We start from the raw sequence: 18090 nt of genomic DNA on the forward strand, positions 1-18090 counted from the left end.
CGTCTCCTTCGTGCTCAGGCGGCGGCGTAGCGGTTGGCGGGGCGGGCCAGGCCCAGCAGTCCGCGCAGGGTGTCGGCCTCGTAGGCGCGGCGGAAGGCGCCCCGGCGCTGGAGTTCGGGGACCAGGCCGCGGGTGATCGCCGCAAGGTCGTGGCCGAGGACGGCGGGACGCAGCCGGAACCCGCTCAGTCCGGCCGACTGCCACTCCTCCAGCAGGTCGGCGAGTTGGGCCGGGGCGCCGGTGAAGATGCGGGCGTCGCCGGTGTACGGGGTTCCGGCGAGGGCGTCGAGGCGTGCGCGCCGGGCCGTCGCGGCGGCCGGGTCGTCGTCGAGGAAGACCACCAGGTCACCGAAGATGTGCAGGGGCTGGTCGGCGCGGCCTGCCGCTTCCTGCTCGGCGCGGATCTCCGCGACGATCGCGCGGGCGTGATCGGCGTCGCGCGGGGTGACGTAGCCGATGTCGGCCTGGCGGGCCAGCAGCCGGTACGGGACGGTCCAGTGGGCGAGGGCGCTGACGACGGGCTGGCCCTGCGGTGGGCGTGGGGTGATGGACGGGCCCTTCACGCTGAAGTGCCTGCCCTCGAAGTCGATGTAGTGCAGCTTGTCGCGGTCGATGAAACGGCCGGTGGCGGCGTCCCGGATCTCCGCGTCGTCCTCCCAGCTGTCCCAGAGCCTGCGGACGACCTCCACGTAGTCGGCGGCCTCGTCGAAGAGGTCGGCCACCACCTCCTGCGCGGCCGGGCTCTCGTAGGCGTCGATGTGGGGGATCGCGCGGCGGCCGAAGTGGGCGGCCTCGTTCGGGCGCGCGGTGATCTGTGCCCGCAGGCCCGCCCGGCCGGTGCTGACGTAGTCGAGGGTGGCGATGGCCTTGGAGATGTGGAAGGGCTCGGTGTGGGTGACCACCGCGGTCGGGACCAGGCCTATGTGCCGCGTCAGCGGGGCGATGCGAGCCGCGAGAAGGACGGCGTCCAGGCGGCCACGGACCTGGTCGGTGCGACCGTCCGGCTCGAGGAGGTGGGAGGACTGTAGGCCGAGGCCGTCTTCGAAGGTCACGAAGTCGAGCAGGCCGCGCTCGGCCTCGGCGACCAGATCGGCCCAGTACCGGGCGGCGAACAGGTCCCGGGGGCGGGCCACCGGCTCGCGCCAGGAGGCGGGGTGCCATCCGGTGCCGTCGAGGGCGACGGCGAGATGCAGTGGGGAAGAGGGCGTCGAGGACACGAGTGGGTGCCTTCCTTGAGGTCCGTACGGGGTCGCCGGCCCTCATGTGAAGAGCGGGGGGCGGCACGGCGGCCGGCGAGCGCGGTGGGAGGGGCCCCGGCCGAAGGCGGGGGGTGGGGGTGGGTCAGGCGCGACAGAGCGCGCCGGCCAGGCGCCGCAGATCGATGTGCGGCCGGGCGGCGCCTCGTGGTGGCGCCTCACACCCCATGCCGTACAGGAGCGCTGCGTTGTGCGGTCTGTGCGCCGCGATGCGCCTGCCGAGGAGAAGGCCGGCCGCGTCCGCCGAGCGGGTGTGCACGCCGGCCGGGGCGGGCGGGACGGTGGCAGTGGCGGTCAGCTACACAGCGCGGTGGCGACACGCATCAGATCGACAGGGCGCCGCTGGGTGAACCGCGAAGAGATCCGCATGTCGGCGACGCTAGCCGCGCCCCGTTTGCACGTCAACAACCGCAGTCGCCAAAGGCGCCTTCCCCATTGTGTGCCCTGTACGTACGCAGGGTTACGCGAGCGTGGCCTCCCGCCACGGCACACCGGTTTCCATGGCGAGTTCATGTCATGCATATGGCATGCCTTGCCGGTGGCTCGCGCCCCGGCAAATCCTCATCAGGCCGGGGGCGCAACCGTGCGCTCCCGGTGAACTGTGCGAGCCCGCACACCCCGTAGAGCGCGCACGCACCACAGCGCGCCACCGATCGAGGAGGAATCCCTCGCGATGGCAGTGATGCGTACCACCAAGCGGCGGATCGCCGCGGCAATCGCCACGGCGGCCGCCGCCGCGTGCATCGGAGCAGGCACCACGCTCCCCGCCCACGCCGCACCGGCCGAAGGCACGGTCCTGCACGCCGGGGCCGCCGACGCGGTCCCCGGCAGCTACATCGTCACCTTGAAGAAGACGGCCGGCCTCAAGGCCGCCTCCGCCCGCGGCAAGGAGGTCATATCCGGCTACGGCGGCGCGGTGGAGCGGACCTTCACCACCGCGCTGAACGGCTACGCCGCCAAGCTCAGCCCCACCGAGGCCAGACGGCTCGCCGCCGACCCGGCCGTGGCCTCCGTCGAACAGGACCGGAGGGTCCACGCCGACGCGACGCAGACAGGCGCCCCCTGGGGCCTGGACCGCGTCGACCAGACCAACCTGCCGCTGAGCGGCACGTACACCTACCCGGACAGCGCCGGCAGCGGTGTGACCGTCTACGTCCTGGACACCGGGGTGCGGATCACCCACTCCCAGATCAGCGGCCGGGCGTCCTACGGCTATGACTTCGTGGACAACGACACCACCGCGCAGGACGGCTACGGCCACGGCACGCACGTCGCCACGACCGTCGCCGGCAGCACCTACGGCGTGGCCAAGAACGCGAAGATCGTGGCGGTACGCGTCCTCGGCAACGACGGGTCCGGCACCACGGCCGGCGTCATCGCGGGCGTGGACTGGATCACCGCCAACCACTCCGGCCCGTCCGTCGCCAACGTATCGCTGGGCGGCGGCGCAAGCACCTCCCTGGACACGGCCGTCAGCAACTCGATCGCCTCCGGTGTGACCTACTCCATCGCCGCCGGCAACTCGGGGGCCAACGCCGCCAACTACTCCCCCGCCCGGGTACCGACCGCCCTCACCGTCGGCGCCACCACCAGCACGGACGCGAGGGCAAGCTACTCCAACTACGGTTCGGTGGTGGACCTGTTCGCGCCGGGCTCGAACATCACGGCCGGCTGGAACACCTCCGACACCGCCACCTACACCGGCTCCGGCACCTCCTTCGCCGCCCCGCATGTGTCCGGCGCCGCGGCGATCTATCTCTCCGGCCACACCACCGCCTCTCCCTCCGAGGTCGGGAGCGCGCTGGTGAACGGCGCCACCCCGGGCGTCCTGTCCGGTATCGGCTCGGGCTCCCCCAACAAGCTGCTCAAGGTCGTCCAGTGACACGCTGACCGCGACGCCGGACACCGGTGATCGCACACTGCCGCCCGCCGGATCCCACCGGCGGGCGGCAGTACGACCGCGGCGGGAGATCAGGGGTCGGTGGACAGGGGCGTCGGCCGGGGGTTCGTCCAGGCCTCGGGGTCCTCGGCAAGGACCAGGACCTCATCGGGCAACGTGGCGGTGGCCACGTCGGCCAGCGTGACCTCGCCCAGAATCTTGCGGATATTGGCGCGTACCGCGACCCACAGCGGGAGCAGCGACTCCGCGGGACCGGTGTAGGAAAGCTGGGGTGGGCGCACGCCCCGCACCGACACCAGCGGTCCGTCGGCCACCCGGATCACGTCGGCGATGGCGATTTCGTCCGCCGGGCGGGCCAGCCGGTAGCCGCCGTTCCCACCGCGCCGGCTGGTCACCAGCCCGCCCCTGCGCAGATCACCCAGGATGCCTTCCAGGAACTTGTGCGGAATGCCCTGCGCCGCCGCGATCGCCTCGGCTTTGAGCGAGGCGTCGTGTCCTGCCGCCGCAAGCTCCAACGCCGCACGCACCGCGTAGTCCGCCCTCGCCGAGATCTGCATGCCGAGATTATCCGCCACTGTCGCGCCCACCCCGCTACCGGCTGCGCACGCCGTCAGGAGGGGATGGTGAACGGAGGGTGCGCACCATTGAGGAAGTAGTCCCCGACCTCGCGGAGTCTGTCGGCGACGGGCTCGCGCAGGGTGTGTGTCCTGGCGTTGCGCCAGAAGCGGTCGAATCCATGCCGCAGGAGGGCGGCACGCGCGCCGATGACGTCCAGGGCACGTCCGGTGATCTCCTGCACGGCCCGGGAGGCGGCGGACTCGGCCACACTCGCGAGTACGGCGATCTCCGCGCACTCGTCGTCGTCGAGGTCTTCGCCCCGCGCGAAGCCACGCCCCAGGGCCTCGACCGCCTGGTCGGCGAGAGCGGACGCGGAACGTGCGGCAACGGTCAGTTCCCCGTACACGCCCAGCACGTACGGGTCCCGCGACGGACCACCAGGCCAGGACTGTTCCGTGGAGAGCTGCCAGGAAGAGTGCACCACCCTGCTGTACTCGCGCACTTCGGCGAGCAGCCCCTCGGCGACGCCGAGACAGAACTGCACGGACACCAGGCGTGCGGTCGGTGCTGCCAAGCCGGCGAAGGGGGTCAGTGCGCCCTCGTCCGCGGAGAGGGAGCCGAGCACGTCGTCTTCCGTGACCGGTACGGAGTCGAACTCCACGCTGCCGCCGGCCGCCAGGCGCTGGCCGAAGGTGTCCTCGTCGTCGACGTACACGACGCCGGGGTGGGCGGGATCGACGAGGACGGCCAGGGGATCACCGCTACCGGACCCAGTGGCGCGGACGACCAGGCGATCGGCGATTCCGACTCCGGTGACACAACTCTGCCGGCCGTCCAGCACATAGCCGTGCGCGGTGGGGGTCAGCCGGGGAGGCGGTCCGCAGGAAACGAGACCGCCTCCCCAGCACCACTGCCTCGCCGCGGACTCCTGCTCGACTCGTGTGGCGAGGGCGGGGCCGGCGAAGAACCGGGCGCTGGAGGAGAGGAAGTAGTGGCAGCCGAGGAGGTAGCCGATCGCCCCGTCGGCCGCCGAGATCGTCCGGACGACCGCGTAGGCCGTACGCCAGTCCGGGCCTCCCGTGCCATGTCCGGCCGGCGCCGGCACCGTGAGCAGCCCTGCCTCGCGCAGCCGCGCAACCTCGTCGAGCGGTGGTTTCCCGGCCTGCTCACGGTCGACCGCGTCCGTGGCCAGATCGTCCGCGATCTCCCGGGCTATGCGCAGCCAGTGGTCGTGTCCGGTCTTCTGGGCAGGTAGTGCGGTGGTCATGGGGGTCTTCCTTGCGGAGCCGAGGAGGATGAGAACCCACCGCGGGCGGTGCCCGGCGGACATGCAGACCATGCTCACCCGCCCTGGCGACCGGCGTCAACATTTCCCTACTAAATCGATAGGAAAACTGGGGAAACTGCGGCGTCTTGGCCGATTTTCACCGGGTGTTCGACGGTGCGAGGCGTACAGCTGCGGCGAACGCGCGGTCGTGGCGGGCACGGCCCCTGTACATATGACTGACAAAAACCTGTCACACACGAACCGGAATGCGGGTTCGGCCGAGCCCGTTCTGACTGGCATGACTATTGGAGTAGCGCTCAACGCCTCCGACGCGCAGAACCAGGTCGACGCCACCGTGCTGCTGGCCCAGGAGGCCGCGGCCGCCGGCCTGCGGTCGGCCTGGTTCGGCCAGACCTTCGGCGCCGACTCACCCCAACTCGCCGCGCTCGTCGGGCGCGCGGTACCCGGACTGCATGTGGGCACCTCCGCGATCCCCGTCTTCGGACGCCACCCGCTGCTCGTCTCCAGCCAGGCCCAGACCGCCCAGGCCGCGACACACGGCCGCTACCACCTGGGCCTGGCCCTGGGCACGAAACTGCTGACGGAGACCGGCTTCGGCCTGCCCTTCGACCGCCCCATCGCTCGCCTGCGTGAATTCATCACCGCACTGCGGCAGTTGACGCAGAACGGCACGGCCGACTTCCACGGTGAGCTGCTCACCGCCACCACCCCGATCCCGGCGCGCGTACCGGGCGCCGAGAGCGGGGTCCCCTTGCTGGTCGCCGCGATGGGGCCGCAGGCGCTCCGGGTCAGCGGTGAGTTGGCGGACGGGATCCTGCCCTATCTGGCGGGGCCGCGCGCCTTGGCGGAACACATCGTTCCCGCTCTCACCGCCGCGGCCGAGGCCGCCGGCCGTCCCGCACCCCGGATCGTGGCCCTGGTGCCCGGCGTGGTCACGGACGATGTGGACGCGGTGCGGGCGAAGGCCACCGAGAGCCTCGCGTTCTACGAACAGATCCCGTCCTACGCGCGGGTCATCGAACGCTCCGGCCACCGGCGTGCTGCCGACGTGGCCGTGATCGGCGACGAGAAGACCGTCGAAGCCGAGGTACGGCGGTACCGCGACGCCGGCGCCACCGAGGTGGTGTTCTCGAGCACCGAGATCGCGGGAGAAGCGGACCGCCGACGCACCTGGGCGCTCCTCGGCGAACTGGCCGGCTGACAGCGCCCGTCGGGCCGCCGGCCTGACGGGCGCCGGCCCGAGGGCCGCCGGCGAACCTCGCCTGCGCAAAGCCTTGCCGTTTCACGGGTACCGCCCTAGCCTCCCGCACGGAAAGCGCTTTCTGTACGTGTGGAAGCACCTGCGGGAACCGCCATTCACCCGGCGCAGGAGCCGCATCCGCGCCTCAATGGCCGTACCGCGAGGGGTGTCCGGCAGGCAGCACATCACCTGCGTTCGACGACGAAAGGGCAGGCCGAGGATGAAACGATCACGAGCAGCGCGGCTCCACGTCGCACTGGCCACGACGGCCCTTGCGGCCGCCGCCGCGACCGGCGCGGTTCTGCCGACGCCAGAGGCGTCGGCCGCGACCGGCAGCGCCACCGGCTACGCCACCCAGAACGGCGGCACCACCGGCGGAGCGGGCGGGCAGACGGTGCGGGCCACCACGGGAACCGCGATCCATGAGGCACTGTGCAACCGGGCCAGCAGCAGCACACCCATCACCATCCAGGTCGAGGGCACCGTCAACCACGGCAACACCAGCAAGGTGTCGGGCGACAGCTGCAACACCGCCGACGACAAGATCGAGCTCAAGGAGATCAGCAACGTCACGATCATCGGGGTCGGCAGCGGAGCCGTCTTCGACCAGCTGGGCATCCACATCCGCAACGCCAGCAACATCATCATCCAGAACGTGACCGTCCGGAACGTCAAGAAGTCGGGCTCCCCCACCTCCAACGGCGGTGACGCCATCGGCATGGAGAGCAACGTCCGCAACGTCTGGGTGGACCACACCACCCTGGAGGCGTCAGGCGGGGAGTCGGAGGGCTACGACGGCCTCTTCGACCTGAAGAACAACACCCAGTACGTCACGCTGTCCTACAGCATCCTGCGCAACTCCGGCCGCGGTGGGCTCGTCGGATCCAGCGAGAGCGACACGTCGAACGGCTACATCACCTACCACCACAACCTGTACCAGAACATCGACTCCCGCACGCCGCTGCTGCGCGGCGGCATCGCCCACATCTACAACAACCACTACGTCGGCCTCAACGAATCCGGTATCAACTCCCGCGCCGGAGCCCGCGCCAAGGTGGACAACAACTACTTCGAGGACTCCAAGGACGTCCTCGGCACCTTCTACACCGACGCGGCCGGCTACTGGCAGGTCAGCGGCAACATCTACGACAACGTGACATGGTCCAGCCCCGGCACCGAGAACAACCCGGCCGGCCCCGACCCGAAGTCCAACACCACCGTCACCATCCCGTACTCCTACAGTCTCGACGCGGCCAGTTGCGTGCCGAGCGTCGTCAGCACGACGGCCGGCGCCAACAAGGGCCTACGAGTCTCGGACGGCAGTTGCTGACGGCAGCTGCTCCCCGTAGCCCCCTGCACCGACGCCGTGCGCGAGGACCTGCCAGGTCCGCAGCGCGCCAACACCGACGATGACGAGGGTCTCTCCGGCTACCTCGAGGACGATCCGCGCCGCCCGGGCACGCTATTTCAGGCAGGGACGAAAGACGTTGCCCTTGCCCCCGCTCCGTCACACAGTGTGCGGGGGCGGCGACGGGCACCACGCTGCCCGGAGTCTTCGAATCACCACAAACCGGAGAGAATGATGAGACGCACACCTGGCAGCGCTCGCGTCCTGTTTTCGGCGGCGCTGATGGCGTCGTTGGTCGGCGCCGTGGCACCCACCGCCGCTGCCGAGCCGAGGGCCTGCGCGTGGACACCGGCCATCCTGCCGCTGCCCGCCGGCGCGCTCACCGGCGACGTGGCCGCGGCTGACGGAAGTGGTGGTTACGCGGGCACGATTTCTTATGGCGCGAATTCCGCACAGGGCGGCCGCGCCGTGCTGTGGAAAAACGGAGAATTCACCGACTACGGCAACCTGGACGATCCCGAATACCAGAACTGGGTCAACGTCGCAGGGGTGAACGACGCCGGGACGGTCGTCGGAGCCGCCTACCGGGAGGCTGACGGACTTCCCGGCGCCGTCCGCTCGCGCAACGGCAAACTGGAGCGCCTGCCCGAACTGCCCGATGCCTATGCTTCGACGGCGGAAGGCGTCAACGACCACGGTGATATCGTCGGCGCCGTCGGGACGGCGGACGGCGACGCGCTGTACTGGCATCCGGTCATCTGGCCCGCCGACAAGCCCGGAACCGTGGTGGAACTGACCGGATCGCCCGACACGGAGGCTATCGCCACCGGCATCGACCAGGACGGCACCGTGCTGGTCGAGGCGGACTTCGACGGCGACCGGGTGCCATATCTGTGGAAGAACGGCGAGGCGCGCCAACTGCCCCTGCCCGACGGAGCTTATGACGTCATCACGCGCGGAATATCGAACGGCCGTGTCATCGGCCAGGTCTCCTACGATTCCGGTGACGACGGGCGAAGCGTACTGTGGGATCGCGACGGACAGCCGCGCGTTGTGGAGCGGGGCGAGGATGTCCGGGGCATCAACCGCGACGGTCAGATCGTCGGTCGCACCGATGATCCGAGCTGGCACGAATTCGGCGTGTGGCAGCTGACGACGCCCGGTTCCACATTGAGCTACGCCCCCGATCGCGGGCTTGAACTCACGGTTTCCAGTGACGACGGCACGATCGCCGGCCAGAGCTGGAAGATTCCCGGTGGCCGGGACGAGCCGACCGTCTGGACCTGCCGCTGAGCGAATTCGTTGGCTGCGCCCATGTTGTCGAGGGTGATCTACGATCACCGTATGCCGCGCTTCGCACACGACTTTCCATTCGATCCGTCCTACGGCCGAGCGCTCGACGAACTGCTGGGGATTGCGGCACCGGCCGCCCCCGCCGACTTCGACAGGTTCTGGCGCGACAGATACGAGGAAGCCCGCCGGGTCGAGCCGGAGTCGCGCATCGGCGCACTCGTGGAAGAGCGCGATGGTGTGCGGATCTTCGACGTGTCCTACGCGTCGACACGCGGCCGGCGCGGCGGCTGGCTGGTCTTCCCTGTCGACGTGGCATCGGTGCGCCACGGTTTCGTCATCGGCCATGGCTACGGCGGCCGGGCCCAGGTCGGCCAGGACATCCCGCTGCCCCTGCCCGCCTCGGCGGCGATCCTGCCGTGCGTGACCGGCATGCCGAGCAAGGGACTGCTTCCGGGCGTGCCGAGCGTCGCCGACGACCATGTGCTGCACGGCATCGACTCACGTGACGGCTATGTCATCGGCGACTGTGTCGCGGACCTGTGGTGCGCGGCCTCGGCACTCACCGAGCTGGTCCCGGCGCTCGCCGGCCGCGGACTCGGGTACCTCGGGGAGAGCTTCGGCGGCGGTCTTGGCGCCCTCGGGCTGCCGTGGGACGAGCGCTTCGCGGCGGCACAGCTACGGGTCCCCACCTTCGGCAACCACCCACTGCGCCTGACGCTTCCCTGCGTCGGCAGCGGCGAGGCCGTGCGTCGCCACCACCGAGAACACCCCGGCGTCGTCGATGTCCTCGCCTACTACGACGCGGCCACCGCGGCGACACGGATGGACATCCCGGTGCTTGCCGCCCCCGCCCTCTTCGATCCGGTCGTGCCGCCGCCGGGCCAGTTCGCGGTGTACAACGCTCTCTCGGACCCGCGTGAACTGCACGTCCTGCAAGCCGGCCACTTCCCCTATGACGGGGAGGACGTCGAGGCACAGGCGCTGCGTGCGGCCACGACGGAGTTCTTCGCCAAGCACCTGGCATGACATCGGCACCGGTTTCCCTCGCCGTGGGCGTGGGAGACCGGTGCCGATCGCCAGTGCGGGTCAGTCAGGGCCTATGAGGCATCGGCCCCGATGTTCGGCGGGCTGGGGATGGTGGCCCCGTAGTAGTCCACACCGCCGTTGCCGGACACGGCCGTTCCCGCTCCGAGGGCCGGGGAACCCGACTTGAGCGTGTAGGCCTGCGGACACGGCTGCGGCCCTGTGCCCGAGGTCGGAGACCACGAGCAGGTGCCGCCTCCGCCGGGCGAGGTGAACAGCGGGTCACCCCACACCGCGCCCGACTCGAGCCCCGTTGCCTTCCATGCGGCGAAGTCGGCGTAGGTCGTGCCGCTCCAGCGCCAACCGCCGGTGTTCGTGCCGTAGTACAGGTTGTTCGACAGGGTCATGCCGGTCTGCCCGTACGGGTTGTAGTACATCTGGCCGGTCTTGCCGTACGTGCCCTTGTTGGCCATGTGGCAGATGTTGTCCTTGATCTGCGAACCGCTGGCCCATGTGCCCGAGGCATAGCCGAACAGGAAGCACGCGCTCGCGCCGGCCTTCTTGTTGGCACTTTGGTCCTTGTTGGTGAAGAAGGTGTTGCCGTAGATCGACAGAGCGTTCTTCGGAGCGCTGGGCACCACGTCGAACAGGCCGCCCTGGGCGTTCGCCCAGTCGTCGTTCTCGGAGATGTTGTAACGGTAGGTGTTCGGCCCCCACACCCTCGAACTGGCGGTCGAGGTGTAGGCCAGGTAGCCGCTGCCCGCGTTGTCGTGGGTGTAGTTGTACTCCACCACCGAGTTCGTGGTGCCGCCGTCGAGGTCGATGCCGTCCCAGTCGCAGCCGGCGGTGTACGCCGGCGACGGCTGCACGTTGTACACCTCGTTGTGGCGGATCGTCACATCATTGGAGGTGTACGTCATGATGCCGCTGGCCCCGCCGCACGAGGTGACGTTCGCCCCGATGTCATGGACCACGTTGCGCTCGATGACCGCGCCGTTCCAGCCGTTCCCGGTCAGCCCGGCCCCGACGCTCTGGGGGGACATACCCAGGTTGTAGACGGAGTTGCCGGCGACCCGGACATTGGTGATGTTCACCCCCGAGCCCCAACCGTAGAGGCCGGGGCCGGCGGTCGAGGTCACGCTGGAACCGTGCAGCTTGTTGTCGAGGATCTGCACATCGTCCAACGGTCCGCTGTTGCCGTTGACCGCGTAGCCCAGGACCATGATCTGTCCGCCGAAGGTACTGCTGCTGCCACTGGGCGTCGCGAACCCGGAGATGTCCGAACCCGTCACCTTCAGGCCCTTGGTCGCCGTCGACGACTTCTGGTTCTGGAGCAGCACACCGGCCGCGGTCGTGGTGCCGTTGACCAGCGTCAGATTGTTCAGCTCGAAGCCGCTCACGGCATCGGCGGTGACCGCCGCCGAGTACTCCCCCGTGCAGGTGGACTTCAGCGTGGCCTTTCCGGTGCCGTACGACGTCACCTTGAACGGCGTGGACGCCGACGACACCGGCACGTTCGTCGAGTTGAAGACCAGGCAGCCGGAGAACCACTCCTGGCCCTGGAACGCCACGGTACTGCCCTGCGGGAAGGCGAATCCGTTGACCTTGCCGACCGACTTCCATGCTTGGTCCGGCGACGTTCCGCTGTTGCTGTCACTGCCGAACGTCGACACATAGTACGTGGTGGTGGCGGCGTGCGCGGTCCCGGTTGCGGCACCCGCCAGCAGCAGGCCCAGCATTCCCTGGGCCACCACTGCTGCACACATTCTTGCTCTCATGCTTACTCCCCACTGAGTGACCATGACGACGCACGGACACGCAGATGACGACTCGTGGATGAGGCATGTCCGACGCACCACGCACGGCGCAGCCGACGTGGCGTCGGACGCGATGTACCGACTCGCTGCATCACTCCCTTCGACCGGACGACAGACCGCCCCGCCGGCGGTCAGGTGATCAGGAGGGTGCGCCGGGCGCGGGTCTGTGAGCTGTTGCCCGTGTGGATGTGGATCTCGCCCGGCTCCACCGTGAAGACTCCGGCCGGGTCATTGGTCCAGAAGCCGACGTCATCCGCGCCCAGGGTGAAGCGCACTTCCCGCTCCTCCCCCGCCGCCAGCCGGATCCTGCGGAAGCCACGCAGTCGGCGAACCGGCTGGGCGATGCTCGCGGCGGGGTCCTGGACGTAGAGCTGGACCACCTCGTCGCCCTCGCGGTCGCCGCTGTTGCGGACGACGACGGACACCTCCACCGTCGCGCCTGCCCCCAGCTCCTCCGCCCCGATCCGTTCACGGCTCAGCACCGGGTCGCCCAGCGAGAAGGTGGTGTAGCTCAGGCCGTGGCCGAACGCGAACTCCGGTCCGTCGGCGAGGTCGAGGTACTTCGACACGTACTTCACGTCGGGCGCGGCCGGGTCAGAGGGGCGGCCGGTCCGCTCGTGGTTGTAGTAGAGCGGGAGCTGGCCGACCGTGCGCGGGAAGGTCACGGGCAGCTTGCCGCCCGGGACCACGGCTCCGGTCAGGACGTCCGTGACGGCGGGGCCCGCCTCGATGCCCGGGTGCCAGGCCATCACGATCGCGGACACCTTGTCCGCCCAGCCGCCGATCGTGAGCGGGCGCCCGCCGACGAGCACCACGACGCAGGGCTTGCCGGCCGCGGCGACCGCGTCGATCAGCTCCTCCTGGGCGCCGGGCAGGCCGAGTTCGCTGCGTACGGCCGCCTCTCCGCTGATCGCGGGCGGTTCGCCCACCACGAGCACGACAGCGTCGGCGGCCTCGGCAGCCGCCACGGCCTCCGGAATGCCACCGGTGTCGAACCCGTCCGAGGGCACCCCGACGGCGTGGCGGATGTCGGTGTCCGGCAGTGCCGCGCGCAGGCCGGCAAGAACCGGGACCGCCGCGGGCGCGCCGGGCAGGGTCCAGGTGCCCAGCAGGTCACCGGAGTCGGCGAAGGGGCCGACGACCGCGAGCGAGCGCAGGGCCTGCGCGTCGAGGGGCAGGACGTTGTTGTCGTTCTTCAGCAGCACCATGCAGCGCCCGGCGACCTCGCGCGCCGCGGCCCGCGCCTCGGGGGTCGGCGTCGTCAGCGCCGCGGACTCCTCGACGTACGGGCTCTCGAACAGGCCCAGTCGCAGTTTCAGGCGCAGCACCCGGGCGACGGCGTCATCCAGCCGCTCCTGGCTCAGCGCCCCGGAGGCGAGCAGGTCCCGGCCGTGGTCGACGAAGGTGGTGGAGACCATCTCCATGTCCACTCCGGCGGTCAGGGACCGCCGTGCCGCCTCGGCCTCGTTCGCCGCGTTGCCGTGCGGGATCAGTTCCTGGACGCCCGTCCAGTCGCTGACCACGACGCCGTCGAAGCCCCACTCCTCCTTGAGGATGTCCGTCAGGGTGTGCGGGTTGGCGTGGGCCGGGACGCCGCTGATGGTGTTGAAGGCCGCCATGACCGTGGCGGCGCCGGCGTCGACGGCGGCCCGGAACGGCGGCAGGTAGAGGTTGCGCAGCCGCTGCTCGGACACGTCGACGGTGTTGTAGTCGCGGCCACCCTCCGCGCCGCCGTAGGCCACGAAGTGCTTGGCGCAGGCGGCGATCCGGTCCGGCGCGCTCAGGTCGGCGCCCTGGTAGCCGCGCACCTTGGCCACCGCGTAGCCGGCGGTCAGATACGGGTCCTCACCGATACTCTCCGCGATCCGGCCCCAGCGCGGCTCCCGGGTGACGTCCATCATCGGGGAGAACGTCCAGTGGGTGCCGTTGGAGCGGGCCTCGCGCGCGGAGACCTCGGCGTCCTTCTCCGTCACCGCCGGGTCGAAGGCGGCGGCCTGGGCGAGCGGGATCGGGAACGTGGTGTGGTAGCCGTGGATCACGTCCAGGCCGAAGACCAGCGGAATGCCCAGGCGGGACTCCTCCACGGCGATGCGCTGGAGAGCGTTGCTCGTCTCGGCGCCGACGATGTTGAGCACCGAGCCGAGCAGTCCCTTGCGCGCGGCGGCCTCGGCCTGCTCCGTGTCGGCGCCGCCAGGACCGGTGCCCCAGGCCCAGGCCAGCTGCTGTAGCTGGCCCAGCTTCTCGTCGACGGTCATCTGCCCCAGGAGTTCCTCGATACGGGACTGGTGGTCATGGCCGCTCATGGCGGATTCCTCTCAGGTGTGAATAGAGCCCGCGCCCCCGGCTGTCAGGGGACCGAGGACGCGGGAGACAAACGTGCCGTCGGAATCACGGCTCGTGGGGTGCGACTGATCCTCAGTAGTGGTGCGCTCGGCTGCGGATCTCCTCCGGCCAGGCCAGTTGAATCCCGAGCGTCTGGCCGAGCAGGTGCTGGTAGTCGGCGAGCTGGGCCTGGTCCGAGCGGACCTTGCGGGGCGGCAGGGCCCGGTCGAGGCAGAACCCGGCGAGGGCCCCCACGGCCTCGCCGATGGCCCACTCCACGGGGTGCAGCCGGTAGCAGCCGTTGGTGATGTGCGTGGTGCCGATGTTCTTGTTGGCCGGCAGGAGGTTGTCGACGCGTACGGGGATCAGGGCACCCAGGGGGATCTGGAAGGGGTAGGACTCGATGTCGATGTAGGTGCGGCCCGCGGTGCTGGGATGCAGGTCGATGCGGTAGCTGCCGAGGCCCACGCTGTCGTGGAACACCTCGCCTCCGGCGCCCGGCGGACGTGCCTCGACGCCCACGTGCTGTTCGAGGACGGTGAACTCGGCCCGGATACGCCGGGATTCGCGGATGTACGGCGTCTTGGCCAGGCCGTCACGGGTGCCGGTGACGTCGGGCCGCAGACGCAGCCCCGGCCAGCCGGTGCCGCCGTCGGGGCGAGGAGCCTCGGTCTGCAACCAGTGCAGGAAGGACAGCGACAGGTCGCGGCTGGCCGCGAGCGCCGCCTGCCGCTGCTCGGCGTCGACGCCCAGTAACGGCGCCTCCCAGTAGTCGATCTGGGGCCAGTTGACGACGGTGAGGTCGGAGCCGGAGGCTTCAGCAGCCAGTTGCTCGCGGGCCAGGATGCGGCGGAACTCCCACAGGCCGAAGTGCTCGCCGGCCTCCCGGCCGCCTCCCATCAGCGGCCAGGTGCGCTGCTGGAGGGTGATCGGGACGATGTCGGTGAAGGAGAGTTGCGGGCCGGGCCAGAACGGGGCGACGGTGGTGCGCCAGTGGTCGTAGGAGGCGGGCCGGTCGATCACATGGTCCTCGCCGGGCCGGTGCTCCAGGGCGAAGCACCAGGACACGGCCTGCTGGTCGAGGGGGTCGGCGGTGTCGGGCGCGTGCGGCTCCCCGGTCTCGTCGCGGCCCTCCGCGCCGAAGACATGCTCCACGTTGGCCAGTTCCAGCAGGTCGCCGAGTTCGGTGGCGTCGGCGACGTAGGAGGCGTGGACGGTGATCTCGTGTCCGTCGTACCGGTCGGTCAGCGTGACCGCCTCGACGCGGTCGCCGTCGGTGTGTGCGGCGACGGGCTCGTACCCGGTGAGGACGGTTATCGCACCGGAGGACCGCCACGGGGCGAGCATCTCCTCGATGACGGCCACGGCCACCCGCGGTTCGTGGCACATCCGGCTCACGATGCCGAGTCCCGGGTCGAGGAGCGGGTCCTGCGCGGCCTCCGGTCTGAGGGGGTAGTTCCGGCGATAGTAGTCGCGTACGCGACGCCGGAGTTCGGCGTAGCCGGGTGGCGCGGCCGGGCCCTCGATCCAGGGATGCTCGTCGGGCGGCACGGCCTGTGCGGTGAGCTGTCCGCCGAGCCAGTCGGTGGCCTCGGTGAGCACCACCGTCCGGCCGAGCCGGGCGGCGGTGAGCGCCGCGGCCACGCCGCCGAGTCCGCCGCCGACGACGAGGAACTCGGTTCGTATTTCTCTCATGGGCTCGGGGCTCCTTCTGCCGGTCGAAGTGGCCAGTTCGGGGGCGTACCCGAAGGGCCGGCCTCGCCGGTGGGTGTGGGTTAGGTTCGGGTATCCGTGGAGAGACGGTGTGCGGGCGGCTCCCGCCCGCCGTCCGCCGGGTTTCAGGACAGGCCGGGACCTACGGACGGCGCCGCTCATCTCTCGGCTCGTCCGGCGACCCCGGGCGTTCGGCCCTACTCGCTCACCGCCGCGATGGTGGTGCCCCTGATCAGCGGACACGGCACCAGCAGGCTCCCCGTCCGCTGCTCGGGGTCGTCGAGCGTGGCCTGGAGCCGGTCCACCGCGAGGCGCCCGATCTCGATGCGGGGAATCACCAGGGAGTCCCACTGCCCGGACAGGTCCGCGGGCGCCCGCTCCAGCACGGCGACGGACACGTCATCGGGAATCTTCCGCCCACGGGCCCCCAGTTGCTCGCGCAGCGACTCCGCGAGCCGCACACTCTCCGCCACAATCGCGGTCACCGCGCCACGCGCGACCTCGTCGAGCCAGGAGCCCTCGATGTCCGGTGTGCCATGGAAACCTGGGGAGGTGTCCGTCAGGCCGAGCCGCTGGACGGCCTCCGCGTAGCCTGCGCGGCGGTCCTCGTACGGCTCCATTTCCATCCACTCGCGTACGTAGCCGAACCGCCGGTGGCCGTGTTCCGCGAGCCGTTGCACGATCTGCCCGCTCGCCGACCGGTAGTCGGGGATGATCTGCGGGATCTCCGCGCCGGGCACCTCACGGCGGCCGATGTGGAGAAAGGGATAGCCCTCGTACCAGAGCCGGGCCAACTCGCCGCGGTCGGTGGAGACACCGAGCAGAATGCTGGCGTCGGCCAGGTTGAGCCGATTGGTGCCGTTCCGGTAGACCTTCCGTCCGCCGTCGTTGCCGGACCCGGTGGAGGTGAACAGCACCAGGTCGAAGCCCGTCTCCTCGGCCCGCTCCTCGATCCCGAGCAGGAACTCGAAGTAGAAGTCCTCGTGTGCGCGGGGGAAGACGCGCTCGAAGGTGTGCACGCCCAGCAGGTTGTTCCGCTTCTTGCGCATGGCCCGGGCGGCGGGGTTGGCAACGTATCCCAGCTCGCGCACCGCTTCGAAGACTCGCTGCCGGGTTTCCTCCGGGATCCGCGCCGTCGCCGCGTTGCCGCTGATCACCCGGGACACCGCTGACTGGGACACGCCTGCCAGCCGAGCCACGTCCGCCTGGTTGGGCGCCTTGTCGCGCCGTCGTCCTGTCACGATGCTCCTCGCAGCGTCTCCCGCCGGGCTGTGGTGGCCGCGGCGTGTGTCGTCTCGGCCAGTTCCCGGGCCCGGCCCTTGACGTGCAGCCAGCACGTCGCCCAGTGCCCGTCGCCCAGCTCGGTGCGCGGCGGCGCATCGGTGACGCACTCTTCCATCGCGAACGGGCAGCGGGGGTGGAAACGGCAGCCTGCCGGCGGGTCGATCAGGCTGGGCGGCTCACCCAGCTCGTCGGCGCCCGCGAAGAGCGCGTCGCGGTCGCCCACTCCCCGCTCGGGGTCCGGGGAGGACTCTATGAGGAGTTTGGTGTACGGGTGCTGCGGTGACGCGATCACATCCTCTTTGGGGCCGGATTCCACCATCTGCCCGGCGTACATCACGGCGATCTCATCGCACAGATAGCGGGCACTGGCAATGTCGTGTGTGATGTACAGCAGTGCGAGTCCGTCCTCGGTCCGCAGCCGCTGGAGCAGATTGAGCATCTCCAGCCGGATCGACACGTCCAGCATGGAGATCGGCTCGTCGCCGAGCAGGACCTTGGGCTCCACGGCGAGCGCGCGGGCGATCACGACGCGCTGACGCTGCCCGCCGGAGAGCTCGTGCGGGAACTTCGCCGCGAAGTCCTCGGCCGGGGTGAGGCTGACCCGCTCCAGCAGCTCGGTGATCCGCTGCCGGCGCCCGGTGGCGGTGAGGTGGGGCTGGTGCAGGCGCAACGCCCGGTCGAGGTTGTAGCGGACGCGGTGCAGCGGGTTCAGCGACCCGAAGGGGTCCTGGAAGATCAGCTGCACCTCGGAGTGGTAGGAGCGCTGTGCCCGCCGGCTGCCGTTCACGGGCTCGCCGCGCAGGGCGATCTCGCCCTGCGTCGGTTCGTGGAAGCGGGCCAGTATCCGGGCCAGGGTCGTCTTGCCGCTGCCGCTCTCCCCCACCAGCGCCAGTATCTGACCGGGCTTGAGGCGGACGGTGGCGTCCTCGACGGCACGGACGACCGAGGTGCGGCCGAGCGGACCGCGGACGGTGAAGTGCTTGGAGACATTCCGTGCTTCCAGGACGTATTCCGTCTCCGTCTCCGCGGGCGCCTTGGGCACCCGCGC

The 18090-nt window shown here is 70.3% G+C and carries 13 protein-coding genes and 1 pseudogene; 5 read left to right on the top strand and 9 right to left on the bottom strand.

All coding sequences use genetic code 11. The features are described 5' to 3' along the window. Positions 1–14: 14 nt before the first annotated feature. Complete coding sequence (locus ACZ4WQ_RS42445; RefSeq protein ID WP_398372883.1) at positions 15–1217, bottom strand: LLM class flavin-dependent oxidoreductase; 1203 nt, start codon at positions 1215–1217, stop codon at positions 15–17. Between the two features lie 124 nt (positions 1218–1341). After that, positions 1342–1425, bottom strand: a complete 84-nt coding sequence (locus tag ACZ4WQ_RS42450) for a putative leader peptide (protein WP_385338848.1) — start codon at positions 1423–1425, stop codon at positions 1342–1344. Positions 1426–1929: 504 nt separating this feature from the next. On the opposite strand from ACZ4WQ_RS42450, the gene ACZ4WQ_RS42455 reads away from it, so the two are divergent. Then, entirely contained in the window at positions 1930–3138 is a 1209-nt protein-coding gene (locus ACZ4WQ_RS42455) for a S8 family peptidase (protein ID WP_398372881.1), read from the top strand. 89 nt (positions 3139–3227) lie between these two features. Here ACZ4WQ_RS42455 and ACZ4WQ_RS42460 read toward each other — a convergent pair whose 3' ends face one another. Both ACZ4WQ_RS42460 and ACZ4WQ_RS42465 read right to left on the bottom strand, forming a co-directional pair. Then, complete coding sequence (locus tag ACZ4WQ_RS42460; RefSeq protein ID WP_398372879.1) at positions 3228–3713, bottom strand: RrF2 family transcriptional regulator; 486 nt, start codon at positions 3711–3713, stop codon at positions 3228–3230. A gap of 53 nt (positions 3714–3766) precedes the next feature. Next, positions 3767–4981 carry an acyl-CoA dehydrogenase family protein gene (locus ACZ4WQ_RS42465; RefSeq protein WP_398372877.1) on the bottom strand — a complete coding sequence of 405 codons (1215 nt, stop codon included), beginning with the start codon at positions 4979–4981 and terminating at the stop codon, positions 3767–3769. 298 nt (positions 4982–5279) lie between these two features. Here ACZ4WQ_RS42465 and ACZ4WQ_RS42470 point away from each other — a divergent pair, with 298 nt between their 5' ends. From ACZ4WQ_RS42470 to ACZ4WQ_RS42485, 4 genes and pseudogenes are all read left to right on the top strand, one after another. Further along, positions 5280–6203 (top strand): LLM class F420-dependent oxidoreductase, encoded by a 924-nt coding sequence (locus ACZ4WQ_RS42470; RefSeq protein ID WP_311721729.1) that lies wholly within the window; start codon positions 5280–5282, stop codon positions 6201–6203. A gap of 259 nt (positions 6204–6462) precedes the next feature. Continuing rightward, positions 6463–7569: pseudogene (locus tag ACZ4WQ_RS42475) on the top strand (pectate lyase family protein); the annotation flags it as partial. 255 nt (positions 7570–7824) lie between these two features. Next, positions 7825–8883 carry a hypothetical protein gene (locus ACZ4WQ_RS42480; protein ID WP_398372874.1) on the top strand — a complete coding sequence of 353 codons (1059 nt, stop codon included), beginning with the start codon at positions 7825–7827 and terminating at the stop codon, positions 8881–8883. A gap of 51 nt (positions 8884–8934) precedes the next feature. Further along, positions 8935–9909 carry an acetylxylan esterase gene (locus ACZ4WQ_RS42485; RefSeq protein ID WP_385338632.1) on the top strand — a complete coding sequence of 325 codons (975 nt, stop codon included), beginning with the start codon at positions 8935–8937 and terminating at the stop codon, positions 9907–9909. Positions 9910–9980: 71 nt separating this feature from the next. On the opposite strand, the gene ACZ4WQ_RS42490 is transcribed toward ACZ4WQ_RS42485, so the two are convergent. The 5 genes from ACZ4WQ_RS42490 to ACZ4WQ_RS42510 form a co-directional block, all read right to left on the bottom strand. Then, the gene (locus ACZ4WQ_RS42490) at positions 9981–11672 is read right to left on the bottom strand and encodes a right-handed parallel beta-helix repeat-containing protein (RefSeq protein WP_361181810.1); all 1692 of its coding nucleotides are present in this window, start codon (positions 11670–11672) and stop codon (positions 9981–9983) included. Positions 11673–11854: 182 nt separating this feature from the next. Then, complete coding sequence (locus ACZ4WQ_RS42495; protein WP_398372871.1) at positions 11855–14026, bottom strand: glycoside hydrolase family 3 N-terminal domain-containing protein; 2172 nt, start codon at positions 14024–14026, stop codon at positions 11855–11857. 112 nt (positions 14027–14138) lie between these two features. Continuing rightward, positions 14139–15740: an FAD-dependent oxidoreductase gene (locus ACZ4WQ_RS42500; protein ID WP_398372869.1), complete on the bottom strand. Its 1602-nt coding sequence runs from the start codon at positions 15738–15740 to the stop codon at positions 14139–14141. A 215-nt stretch (positions 15741–15955) separates the two neighbouring features. After that, complete coding sequence (locus ACZ4WQ_RS42505) at positions 15956–16999, bottom strand: LacI family DNA-binding transcriptional regulator (protein WP_311721723.1); 1044 nt, start codon at positions 16997–16999, stop codon at positions 15956–15958. After that, positions 16996–18084, bottom strand: a complete 1089-nt coding sequence (locus ACZ4WQ_RS42510) for an ABC transporter ATP-binding protein (protein ID WP_398373023.1) — start codon at positions 18082–18084, stop codon at positions 16996–16998. Before ACZ4WQ_RS42510 ends, ACZ4WQ_RS42505 begins: the two co-directional genes overlap by 4 nt. Between the last annotated feature and the right edge of the window lie 6 nt (positions 18085–18090).

The organism is Streptomyces sp. NPDC028305 (genome assembly GCF_055569495.1).

Bases quoted from the DNA above. Each gene is read 5' to 3' on its own strand.
- ACZ4WQ_RS42450 (WP_385338848.1), bottom strand. From the start codon at position 1,425: ATGGGGTGTGAGGCGCCACCACGAGGCGCCGCCCGGCCGCACATCGAT.
- ACZ4WQ_RS42455 (WP_398372881.1), top strand. From the start codon at position 1,930: ATGGCAGTGATGCGTACCACCAAGCGGCGGATCGCCGCGGCAATCGCC.
- ACZ4WQ_RS42460 (WP_398372879.1), bottom strand. From the start codon at position 3,713: ATGCAGATCTCGGCGAGGGCGGACTACGCGGTGCGTGCGGCGTTGGAG.
- ACZ4WQ_RS42465 (WP_398372877.1), bottom strand. From the start codon at position 4,981: ATGACCACCGCACTACCTGCCCAGAAGACCGGACACGACCACTGGCTG.
- ACZ4WQ_RS42470 (WP_311721729.1), top strand. From the start codon at position 5,280: ATGACTATTGGAGTAGCGCTCAACGCCTCCGACGCGCAGAACCAGGTC.
- ACZ4WQ_RS42480 (WP_398372874.1), top strand. From the start codon at position 7,825: ATGAGACGCACACCTGGCAGCGCTCGCGTCCTGTTTTCGGCGGCGCTG.
- ACZ4WQ_RS42485 (WP_385338632.1), top strand. From the start codon at position 8,935: ATGCCGCGCTTCGCACACGACTTTCCATTCGATCCGTCCTACGGCCGA.
- ACZ4WQ_RS42490 (WP_361181810.1), bottom strand. From the start codon at position 11,672: ATGTGTGCAGCAGTGGTGGCCCAGGGAATGCTGGGCCTGCTGCTGGCG.
- ACZ4WQ_RS42495 (WP_398372871.1), bottom strand. From the start codon at position 14,026: ATGAGCGGCCATGACCACCAGTCCCGTATCGAGGAACTCCTGGGGCAG.
- ACZ4WQ_RS42500 (WP_398372869.1), bottom strand. From the start codon at position 15,740: ATGAGAGAAATACGAACCGAGTTCCTCGTCGTCGGCGGCGGACTCGGC.